9 protein-coding genes and 1 pseudogene are annotated in these 9,970 nt (G+C 70.8%); 7 read left to right on the top strand and 3 right to left on the bottom strand.

Features of this window, described 5'->3' with window-relative positions:
* Positions 1-329: pseudogene (locus Q2100_RS24450) on the top strand (GuaB3 family IMP dehydrogenase-related protein); the annotation flags it as partial.
* A gap of 84 nt (positions 330-413) precedes the next feature.
* The gene (locus Q2100_RS24445) at positions 414-2,180 is read left to right on the top strand and encodes a GMC oxidoreductase (RefSeq protein WP_264014942.1); all 1,767 of its coding nucleotides are present in this window, start codon (positions 414-416) and stop codon (positions 2,178-2,180) included.
* A 12-nt stretch (positions 2,181-2,192) separates the two neighbouring features.
* Here Q2100_RS24445 and Q2100_RS24440 read toward each other — a convergent pair whose 3' ends face one another.
* Both Q2100_RS24440 and Q2100_RS24435 read right to left on the bottom strand, forming a co-directional pair.
* Complete coding sequence (locus Q2100_RS24440; protein WP_302916139.1) at positions 2,193-4,556, bottom strand: glycoside hydrolase family 65 protein; 2,364 nt, start codon at positions 4,554-4,556, stop codon at positions 2,193-2,195.
* On the bottom strand, positions 4,553-5,296 hold the full coding sequence (locus Q2100_RS24435; protein WP_264014940.1) for a beta-phosphoglucomutase family hydrolase: 744 nt from the start codon (positions 5,294-5,296) through the stop codon (positions 4,553-4,555). The genes Q2100_RS24440 and Q2100_RS24435 overlap by 4 nt, the downstream gene beginning before the upstream one ends.
* A 195-nt stretch (positions 5,297-5,491) precedes the next feature.
* Here Q2100_RS24435 and Q2100_RS24430 point away from each other — a divergent pair, with 195 nt between their 5' ends.
* The 3 genes from Q2100_RS24430 (at position 5,492) to guaA (ending at position 7,776) form a co-directional block, all read left to right on the top strand.
* A complete protein-coding gene (locus tag Q2100_RS24430) occupies positions 5,492-5,851 on the top strand; it encodes a DUF732 domain-containing protein (protein ID WP_302916138.1) in 360 nt (119 codons plus the stop codon).
* A gap of 32 nt (positions 5,852-5,883) precedes the next feature.
* Entirely contained in the window at positions 5,884-6,126 is a 243-nt protein-coding gene (locus Q2100_RS24425; RefSeq protein WP_302916137.1) for a hypothetical protein, read from the top strand.
* A gap of 78 nt (positions 6,127-6,204) precedes the next feature.
* On the top strand, positions 6,205-7,776 hold the full coding sequence (gene guaA, locus Q2100_RS24420) for a glutamine-hydrolyzing GMP synthase (protein WP_302916136.1): 1,572 nt from the start codon (positions 6,205-6,207) through the stop codon (positions 7,774-7,776).
* Between the two features lie 3 nt (positions 7,777-7,779).
* Here guaA and Q2100_RS24415 read toward each other — a convergent pair whose 3' ends face one another.
* On the bottom strand, positions 7,780-8,418 hold the full coding sequence (locus Q2100_RS24415) for an SOUL family heme-binding protein (RefSeq protein ID WP_264014936.1): 639 nt from the start codon (positions 8,416-8,418) through the stop codon (positions 7,780-7,782).
* A gap of 159 nt (positions 8,419-8,577) precedes the next feature.
* Between Q2100_RS24415 and Q2100_RS24410 the strand changes: the two genes are divergently transcribed.
* Both Q2100_RS24410 and Q2100_RS24405 read left to right on the top strand, forming a co-directional pair.
* Positions 8,578-9,276, top strand: coding sequence for a DnaE2-dependent mutagenesis accessory factor ImuA' (locus Q2100_RS24410; RefSeq protein ID WP_269893830.1), 699 nt, complete (start codon positions 8,578-8,580; stop codon positions 9,274-9,276).
* Between the two features lie 36 nt (positions 9,277-9,312).
* On the top strand, positions 9,313-9,970 hold a 658-nt coding region (locus tag Q2100_RS24405; protein WP_456094147.1), incomplete at its 3' end, for a DNA polymerase Y family protein.

The following is a 9,970-nucleotide window of genomic DNA, read 5'->3' as shown; positions in this document are numbered from 1 at the left end:
GCGACATCCACACCTCCGGCGACCTGGCCAAGGCCATCGCTTGCGGTGCCGACGCGGTGGTGCTGGGCACCCCGCTGGCCACGGCGGCCGAGGCGCTGGGCGGCGGCTGGTTCTGGCCGGCCGCGGCCGCCCACCCGTCGTTGCCGCGCGGCGCACTGCTGCAGGTCGCGGTGGGGGAGCGGCCGTCGCTGCGGCAGGTGCTGGACGGCCCGTCCGACGATCCGTTCGGTTCATTGAACCTGGTGGGCGGGCTGCGCCGGGCGATGGCCAAGGCCGGATACTGCGACCTCAAGGAATTCCAGAAGGTCGGTCTGGCCGTCGGCTCCTGACCCGCGCCGGCGCAAGTGTGACGCCTTTACAACTTAGGTCCACCTGTCTAGAAAAGTTACCCAGCGGTAACTCATACTGGTGTGATGCAGCCTGACTATGACGTCCTGATCATCGGCTCGGGATTCGGCGGCAGCGTGAGCGCGCTGCGACTCACCGAGAAGGGCTACCGCGTCGGCGTCCTGGAGGCCGGCCGCCGCTTCGCCGACAAAGAGTTCGCCAAGACCTCCTGGAATCTGCGCAAGTTCCTGTGGGCGCCGAAGTTCGGGTGCTTCGGCATCCAGCGCATCCATCTACTGCGCAACGTGCTGATCCTGGCCGGTGCGGGCGTCGGCGGCGGCTCGCTCAACTACGCGAACACGCTGTACGTGCCGCGCGAGCCGTTCTTCAAGGACCCGCAGTGGAAGCACATCACCGACTGGCGCGACGAGCTGCTGCCGCACTACGAGCAGGCTCAGCGCATGCTCGGCGTCGTCACCAACCCCACGTTCACCGACGCCGACCGCATCATGAAAGAGGTCGCCGAGGACATGGGCGTCGGGGACACCTTCGTGCCCACCCCGGTCGGGGTGTTCTTCGGCCCCGACGGCGAGAAAACGCCCGGCAAGACCGTCCCCGATCCGTACTTCGGTGGCGCCGGCCCGGCGCGGACCGGGTGCATCGAGTGCGGCCAGTGCATGACCGGCTGCCGCTTCGGCGCCAAGAACACCCTGCTGAAGAACTACCTGGGCCTGGCGGAGTCGGCGGGGACGCAGATCCATCCGATGACCACCGTGACCAGCCTCCAGCAGCGGCCCGACGGGCTCTGGGAGGTCAAGACCGCGCACACCGGCCGGCTGCTGCGCCGGAAGCGCCGCACGTTCACCGCCACCCACGTCATCGTCGCCGCGGGCACCTACGGGACCCAGAAGCTGCTGTTCAAGATGCGCGACACCGGCAAGCTGCCGAAGCTGTCGAACCGGCTCGGCCTGCTCACCCGCACCAACTCCGAGTCGATCGTCGGTGCGGGCCGGCTCGAGGTCCGCGACGATCTCGACCTCACCCACGGTGTGGCCATCACGTCGTCGATCCACCCGACGGACGACACCCACGTCGAACCCTGCCGCTACGGCAAGGGGTCCAACGCGATGGGCCTGCTGCAGACCCTGATGACCGACGGCGCAGGCCCGCAGGGCACCGACGTGCCGCGCTGGAAGCAGCTGTTCCAGAATGCCGGCGCCGACCCGAAGGGCACGCTGCGGCTGCTCAACCCGCGGCGCTGGAGCGAGCGCACCATGATCGCGCTGGTCATGCAGAACCTCGACAATTCGATCACCACCTTCACCAGGAAGACCAAGCTCGGCTTCCGCATGCTCGACAGCAAGCAGGGCCACGGCGAGCCGAACCCCAGCTGGATCCCGGTGGGCAACGAGGTGACCCGGCGCATCGCCAAGAAGATCGACGGCGTGGCCGGCGGCACCTGGGGTGAGTTGTTCAACATCCCGCTGACGGCGCACTTCCTTGGCGGCGCGGTGATCGGTGACAGCCCCGAGCACGGGGTCATCGACCCGTACCACCGGGTGTACAACTACCCGACGCTGTACGTGGTCGACGGTGCGGCCATCTCCGCCAACCTCGGCGTGAACCCGTCGCTGAGCATCACCGCCCAGGCGGAGCGCGCGGCGTCGCTGTGGCCGAACAAGGGCGCCGAGGATCTGCGGCCCGCGCAGGGTGAGGGCTACCGCCGGCTGGACCCCATCGAGCCCGAGCATCCGGTGGTGCCTGCCGGAGCGCCCGCCGCGCTGGACTGGAACGCCAGCGCCGAGGACGTCAACCGGCGTGACCCCACCACCGCGGAGGCACGCGGCGCCTGATCCGCAGCGCGGTCACACCTCGCCGGTGAGCCGGCGCCGCAGCGGTTCTCGGCCCGGCGGCTGCGGAGGCGCGGGCAACAGCGGCTTGCGCCGCCGCACCGCGACGGTGGTCGGCTCCGCGGTGGAGACCTGGAGTTCCTCACCGGCGTGCCGGATCGTCAACTCGCCGTCGGGCCCGTCGCGCAGCGTGTAGGTCACCTCGTCGTGCTCGGCGTTCACCGTCAACCGGAAACCCCTCCAGCACAGGCGGAATCGCAACCGGGAGAAGGCGTCGGGCAGATGCGGGTCCAGCGACAGCACACCCTCGTCGTCGCGCAACCCGCCGAACCCGGCGACCAGCGCGGTCCACGCCCCGGCCAGCGACGCCATGTGCAGCCCGTCGCGGGTGTTGTGGTGCAGGTCGCGCAGGTCGATCAGCGCCGCCTCGAAGGTGTAGTCGTGCGCCAGTTCCAGGTGCCCCACCTCCGCGCACATCACCGCCTGGGTGCACGCCGACAGCGAGGAGTCGCGGGTGGTGCGCCGCTCGTAGTAGTCGACGTTGCGGGCCTTCTGCTCGTCGGTGAACGCGTGGCTCTGCCACTGCATCGCCAGCACCAGGTCGGCCTGCTTGATCACCTGCGCCGGATAGAGCCGCACGTAGGGCTCGTTGAGCAGCAGCGGGTAGGAGGTGTTGTCGGTGAACTCCCACTCGGCCAGCGTGGTGAAGCCCTCGCACTGCTGGTGCACGCCGAGTTCCTCGTCATACGGGATGTGCGCCGAAGCGGCCGCTTCGCGCCAGGCCGCGGTCTCCTCGGTGGTCACCCCCATCTCGCGGGCCGCCTCGGGTCGCCGGGTGCACGCGTCGGCGGCCACCCGGAGATTGTGCGCGGCCATCAAATTGGTGAACACGTTGTCGCGCACCACGGCCGTGTACTCGTCCGGGCCGGTGACGCCGTCAAGATGCCACACGCCGTGCCGGTCGTGGTGGCCGATCGATATCCACAGCCGGGCGGTGTCGACCAGTACGGCCAGTCCGCACTCCTCCTCGAGGGAGTCGTCACCGGTGACCGTGCGGTACCGGTCGAACGCCATCGCGATGTCGGCGTTGACATGCCACGCCGCGGTCCCCGCCGGCCAATAGGCCGAACACTCCTCGCCGCGGATGGTGCGCCACGGGAACGCGGCGCCCTCGAGGTCGAGTTGGGCGGCGCGCTCCCTGGCCAGGTCGAGGGTCGACGCCCGCCAGCGCAGCGCGTCGGCCGCCGCGTTCGGTTTCGTGTAGGTCAGCACCGGCAGCACGAAGCCCTCGGTGTCCCAGAAGGCGTGGCCGTCATATCCGGTGCCGGTCAACCCCTTTCCGGGGATGGCGCGTCGTTCGGCGCGGGCACTGGCCTGCAGCACGTGGAACAGCCCGAACCGCACCGCCTGCTGGATGTCCGGGTCGCCCTCCACCTCGACGTCCGCGCAGTCCCAGTACTCGTCGAGGTATTCGCGCTGGGCGTCGAGCAGCCCCTGCCACCCGACGTAGCGTGCGCCGGTCAGCGCCGCGGCGACCTGGTCGCGCAGCGCGGGCCGCGAGCGCAGGCTGGACCAGCCGTAAGCCAGGTATTTGACGATCCGCAGCTGCTGGCCGGGTCGCAGCCCGCAGATCACCGTGGTGCGCGCCAGGTCGTCGCGGGAATCGGTGTGCACCTCGACCCGGCCGGGCACGTCGACCTCGTGGTCCATGGCCGCCGCCATCATCAGCGCGCTGCCGCGGGTGCGGTGCACCAGCACCGCCGACGTGTCGGTGTTCTCGTGTGTGATTGCCTCGAGCGGCGTCTTGAGCGCCGCCGCCACCCGCGGATCGTCCGATGTCTCCGGCTGGTCCTCGTTGGCCACCAGCTCGGATTGCACTGTGACGCGGACGAATTCGTCCATGGCCTCGACAACGTACTCGATGGCCGCGACACCGCGCTGCACCAGCGACACCAGCCGCGTGGACCGCACCTTGACCTGCCTGCCCGCCGGCGAGCGCCAGTGGGCGCACCGCGTCAGCGTGCCTGCGCGCAGGTCGAGGACGCGCTCGTGGTCGATCAGCTCGCCGTATCGGACGTCGAACGGCTCGTCGTCGACCAGCAGCCGCATGATCTTGCCGTTGGTGACGTCGACGACGGTCTGCCCGGCCTCCGGATAGCCGTAGCCGGCTTCGGCGTAGGGCAGTGGCCGGATCTCGTAGAACGAGTTGAGGTAGGTGCCGGGCATTCCGTGCGGTTCGCCCTCGTCGAGGTTGCCGCGTAATCCGATGTGGCCGTTGGACAATGCGAACAACGACTCCGACTCGTCGAGCAGGTCGAAGTCCAATTCGGTCTCCCGGACCTGCCACGGCTCGACGGGGAAGGCGTCGTGGGAGATCACGACTCGTCCAGCAGTTCGGCGAGGTCGGTGACGACGATGTCGGCGCCGTTGCGGCGCAACTCCTCGGCCTGCCCCACCCGGTCGACGCCCACCACGTAGCCGAAATAGCCGGCCCGGCCCGCGGCGACCCCGGAGAGCGCGTCCTCGAACACGGCCGCCGCGGGTGGCGCCACGCCGAACAACTGCGCCGCGCGCAGGAAGGAGTCGGGTGCCGGCTTGCCCGGAATGTTCTCCTCGCGCAACGTGACCCCGTCGACGCGGTGCTCGACGAACCGCGCCAGGCCGGTCACCTCCAGCACGTCGCGGGTGTTGGCGCTCGACGACACCACCCCGACACCGAGGCCGGCGGCGGCGACCGCCTCGAGATAGCGGCGGGAGCCGTCGAACACCTCGATGCCGTCGGTGCGCAGGGTGTGCTGGAACAGGTCGTTCTTGCGGTTGCCCAGCCCCGCGACGGTCTCGGCGTCCGGCGGGTCGTCGGCGTCGCCGTCGGGCAGCTCGATGCCGCGGCTGGACAGGAACGAGCGGACGCCGTCGTCGCGGCGCTTGCCGTCGACGTACTCCAGGTAGTCGTCGTCGACGTCGAACGGCACGAACTGCTCACCCGCCTTGTCGGCCCGCTGCCGCAGGAAGTCGTCGAACATCGTCTGCCAGGCCTTCTTGTGCACGCTCGCCGTGTCGGTGAGGACACCGTCGAGGTCGAACAGGCAGGTGCGTACTTCGTCGGGCAGACCAAGCACTGGCCACCTCGCTTCCGTCGGGTCGTCGAACGCGCAGTACCTCTTCAATGCCCACTTTCGTCGAGCGGCATACGTCGGACGTGGGCGGTGACGCTGTCGGTGGGATGAAAGCCCTGCGTGTGTCCGGTTTCTACGTTTGCCCTGCCGGCCGCGGGGTAGCTTCGTCAGGGAGCGTCGGGCGAGAAGGGCATGTCGATGAGGCTGCTGAGGCGGATGCGCATGGCGGTGCCCGTCGCGGCCGTGCTGCCCGCGCTGCTGCTGTCGGCCCCGGCGAGCGCGACACCCAGTGACGGGGAGTTCCTCGAACAACTGAGCCGGGACGGTGTCATCTTCACCGACTTCAGGGCGATGCTCGAGTACGCCCACGGCATCTGCGCGTCGCTCGACCGGGGGGTGTCGCACGTCGCCGTCGTCGACAAGGTCATGGTCGACCAACCGCAACTCGACCGGGACCGGGCGGTGGTGCTGACGGTCAGCGCCTACCTGGCGTACTGCCCGTGGCACGCGCTGCCGGGTTCGGGTTCGGGGTCGGCATCCGGTGTGGCGTTCGCCTAGCCCGGCCATCGGCTGACCGGCATACTTCGGGCGTGGACGAGGTGCGCTGGGATGCGCTGACCGACGTGTCGCTGGTGACGACGACCGACGGGCCGGACGCCGAAGACGTGTTCCTGGTGTGCCATCACAGCGACGGCCCGGACACGGTGCTCGGCCTCGACGAGGTCGGCGGCGTGCTGGCCCGGATGCAGGCGCTGCCCGGCTTCGACAACGACGCGTTCATCAGCGCCATGGGTGCGGGCAAGGACGGCGTCGCCGTGTTGTGGCGCCGCTGAATCGGCGTCACCGGTCGGGTCGCCACCGCCCGTGACGACCCGGGCAGCTGATTCCCCACCCCCCACTAGACTGGGCCGGTGAATTCTCCCGCCGATCCCTCGGGCCCGCGGCCCGTTCTGGTGGTCGACTTCGGCGCGCAGTACGCCCAGCTCATCGCCCGTCGCGTGCGTGAGGCGCGGGTGTACTCCGAGGTCGTACCCCACACCGCCAGCGTCGAAGACATCAAGGCCCGCGACCCGCAGGCGATCGTGCTGTCCGGCGGTCCGGCCAGCGTGTACGCCGACGGGGCGCCGCAACTGGACCCGGCGCTGTTCGACCTGGACGTCCCGGTGTTCGGGATCTGCTACGGGTTCCAGGCCATGGCGCAGGCGCTCGGCGGCACCGTCGCGCGCACCGGGACCAGCGAGTACGGTCGCACCGAACTGAAAGTCGCTGGCGGCGAACTTCATTCGGATCTGCCCGCCACCCAGCCGGTGTGGATGAGTCACGGCGACGCGGTCACCGCCGCGCCCGAGGGTTTCGACGTCGTCGCCACCAGCACCGGCGCCCCGGTCGCCGCATTCGAGAACCGCGCCCGCCGGCTGGCCGGTGTGCAGTACCACCCCGAGGTGCTGCACTCGCCGCACGGCCAGCAGGTGCTCAGCCGCTTCCTGCACGACTTCGCCGGGATCGGCGCCAAGTGGACGCCTGCCAACATCGCCGACGCGCTGGTCGAGCAGGTGCGCGCGCAGATCGGCGACGGCCGGGCGATCTGCGGCCTGTCCGGCGGGGTGGACTCCGCCGTGGCGGCCGCGCTCGTCCAGCGCGCCATCGGCGACCGGCTCACCTGTGTGTTCGTCGACCACGGGCTGCTGCGGTCCGGTGAGCGGGCCCAGGTCCAGCGTGACTTCGTCGCCGCCACCGGTGCCAACCTGGTCACCGTCGACGTCGCCGACCGGTTCCTGCAGGCGCTGTCCGGGGTGACCAATCCCGAGGGCAAGCGCAAGATCATCGGTCGCGAGTTCATCCGCGCATTCGAGGGCGCGGTGCGTGGGTTGGTGGAGGACAAGGCCGGGGACGTCGACTTCCTGGTGCAGGGCACGCTGTATCCCGACGTCGTCGAGTCCGGCGGCGGGTCGGGCACCGCGAACATCAAGAGTCACCACAACGTCGGCGGCCTGCCCGACGACCTGAAGTTCCGGCTGGTCGAGCCGCTGCGGCTGCTGTTCAAGGACGAGGTGCGCGCGGTCGGCCGCGAGCTCGGGCTGCCCGAGGACATCGTCGCCCGCCAGCCGTTCCCCGGACCGGGGCTTGGCATCCGCATCGTCGGCGAGGTGACCGCCGCCCGGCTCGACACCTTGCGCAGTGCCGACGCGATCGCCAGGGAGGAGCTCACCGCCGCCGGTCTGGACAACCAGATCTGGCAGTGCCCGGTGGTGCTGCTCGCCGACGTCCGGTCGGTGGGCGTGCAGGGCGACGGCCGCACCTACGGCCACCCCATCGTGCTGCGCCCGGTCTCCAGCGAGGACGCGATGACCGCCGACTGGACCCGGGTGCCCTACGAGGTGCTCGAGCGCATCTCCACGCGCATCACCAACGAGGTGACCGCCGTCAACCGCGTCGTGCTCGACGTCACGAGCAAGCCGCCGGGCACCATCGAGTGGGAGTAACGCTCAGCGCGGCGTCACCGGCACGACGGCCTCGTTGCGGCGGCGGAAGGGCAGCGTGAACGGGGGGTCGTAGAACCAGGCCACGGGCTCGCCCTCGGCCCGGTAGCCGCTCCCCGAGAGTGCCTCGAGCAGTTCCGCGCCCTTGCGCGCGACGACAGCGGGGCTGCGGTCGCCGCTGTACCGCAGCACCGCGACGGTCTCCGCGGGCACCGTCACCAGGCGCACCGCGGCACTGTCGGGTTCGGGCAGCGTCTCGAGGCTGTACTTCGACGGCATGAAGAACCGGATCGTCGAGCCGCCGCCGGTGCCCGACTGGGCGACCGGGGCGGTCATCGAGATCTGCTCACCGCCGGCCCCCGACTGGGCGACCGGCGCGGTCATCGCGATCGAGGTCTCGCTGTGATTGCCGCCGAAGATGTAGCGGGCCAGCCGGCGGAACCCGATGCTGCGCGCGGCGTCGTCGTCGGCCGCGACGAGCGTCTCGGCCGCGACCCGGGGACCGTAGACCCGGATCTCCACATCGCCGATCCGGTCGGTGACCCGGTGGTGGGGTTCCTCGGTGCCGAACCGCAGGCCCACGATCGATCCGGCCGATTCGGCGATCTGGACGGGGAGCTTCACCAGCGTGTTCAAGGACGTCATGGGGGTGATTCGGTGCTGTCGGCGCGGCGGATCGCCCGCCGGCGGAAACGGTTGACGAGGGGGTCGGCCGCTTGACGGTGTCAGAGGCGAGGTGTTTACTCGAAGCATCGAACATGCATTCGAACAACGGGTGAATCGGATGGTGCTGGAGGTGCTGCTGTGACAGCGGCGACGAGTCTGGATTTGCGCCGCCTCAACCATACTGAACAGGTAGAACACCTGCGCAGGCAGATGGCGGCGGTCGGCGGGAAAGTCGGTTCCGGGCGTCGCGGCGCGGCCCCGTCGGCCGACCTGCTGCCCGAGTCGGAATCTTTGCTGCCGCTGCCCGAATCGCTGGCGGGACTGCTGCCCACCTCGTTGCCGCGCGGCACGGTGGCGGTGGCGACGGGCGCCCGGTCGCTGTCGCTGAGCATGGTGGCGGCGGTGACGGCCGCGGGCGGACACGCGGCCATCGTGGGCCAGCCCGACGTGGGCCTGCTGGCCGCCGTGGAGATGGGGGCGGACCTGAGCCGGCTGGCCGTCATCCCGGACCCGGGGGCCGACCCGGTCGAGGTGGCCGCGGTGCTGATGGACGGCATGGATCTGGTGGTGCTCGGGCTGGGCGGCCGTTCGGTGACCGCGGGCCGGGCCAGGGCGGTGGTGGCCCGCGCGCGGCAGAAGGGCTGCACCCTGCTGGTCACCGACGGCGAGTGGCAGGGGGCGTCCGCGCGGCTGGAGGCCCGGGTGTGCGGCTACGAGGTGAGCGGAGCGGGCCGGTCCGGCAGGCCGGTGCCCGGCTGTGGGCGCATCAGCCGGGTGCGATTGGCCATGCGGGCGTGCGGGCGGTCCGTCGGGGCCCTACGCGCGGTGGGGGAGTGAGACGCCGTGCCCTCCCGGGTGCTGGCCGTCTGGTGCATGGACTGGCCCGCGGTCGCCGCCACGGCCGCAGCCGGGCTGGTCCCGACGGCACCGGTGGCGGTCACGCTGGCCAACCGGGTGATCGCGTGTTCGGCGTCGGCCAGGGCGAGCGGGGTGCGACGCGGGCTGCGCCGCCGTGAGTCGCAGGCCCGCTGTCCGCAACTCCACGTGGCGCCCGCCGATCCGGCACGCGACGCCCGGCATTTCGAGAACGTGACGGTCGCCGTGGACGACCTGGTGCCCCGGTCGGAGGTGCTGCGGCCGGGCCTGCTGGTGCTCTCGGTCCGTGGGGCGGCCCGCTACTTCGGCTCCGAACAGGCCGCCGCCGAACGACTTGTCGATGCGGTGGCCGCGGCGGGCGCCGAGTGCCAGGTGGGTATCGCCGACCAACTGGCCACGGCAGTCTTCGCCGCCCGTGCCGGCCGGATCGTCGAACCCGGCGGCGATGCCGGCTTCCTGTCGGCGCTGTCCATCCGGCAGCTGGCCACCGAACCGAGCCTGGCCGCGCCCGGACGCGACGAGCTGGCTGACCTGTTGTGGCGCATGGGCATTCGTACCGTCGGCCAGTTCGCGGAACTGTCCCGCAGCGATGTGGCGTCCCGGTTCGGCGCCGACGCCGTGGCCGCGCACCGGTTCGCCCGCGGCGAACCGGCCC

Source organism: Mycolicibacterium arseniciresistens, assembly GCF_030519285.1.
GTDB classification, from domain to species: domain Bacteria; phylum Actinomycetota; class Actinomycetes; order Mycobacteriales; family Mycobacteriaceae; genus Mycobacterium; species Mycobacterium arseniciresistens.
This window is presented reverse-complemented; position numbering and strand designations above follow the sequence as displayed.

Bases quoted from the DNA above. Each gene is read 5' to 3' on its own strand.
- Q2100_RS24445 (WP_264014942.1), top strand. From the start codon at position 414: ATGCAGCCTGACTATGACGTCCTGATCATCGGCTCGGGATTCGGCGGC.
- Q2100_RS24430 (WP_302916138.1), top strand. From the start codon at position 5,492: ATGAGGCTGCTGAGGCGGATGCGCATGGCGGTGCCCGTCGCGGCCGTG.
- Q2100_RS24415 (WP_264014936.1), bottom strand. From the start codon at position 8,418: ATGACGTCCTTGAACACGCTGGTGAAGCTCCCCGTCCAGATCGCCGAA.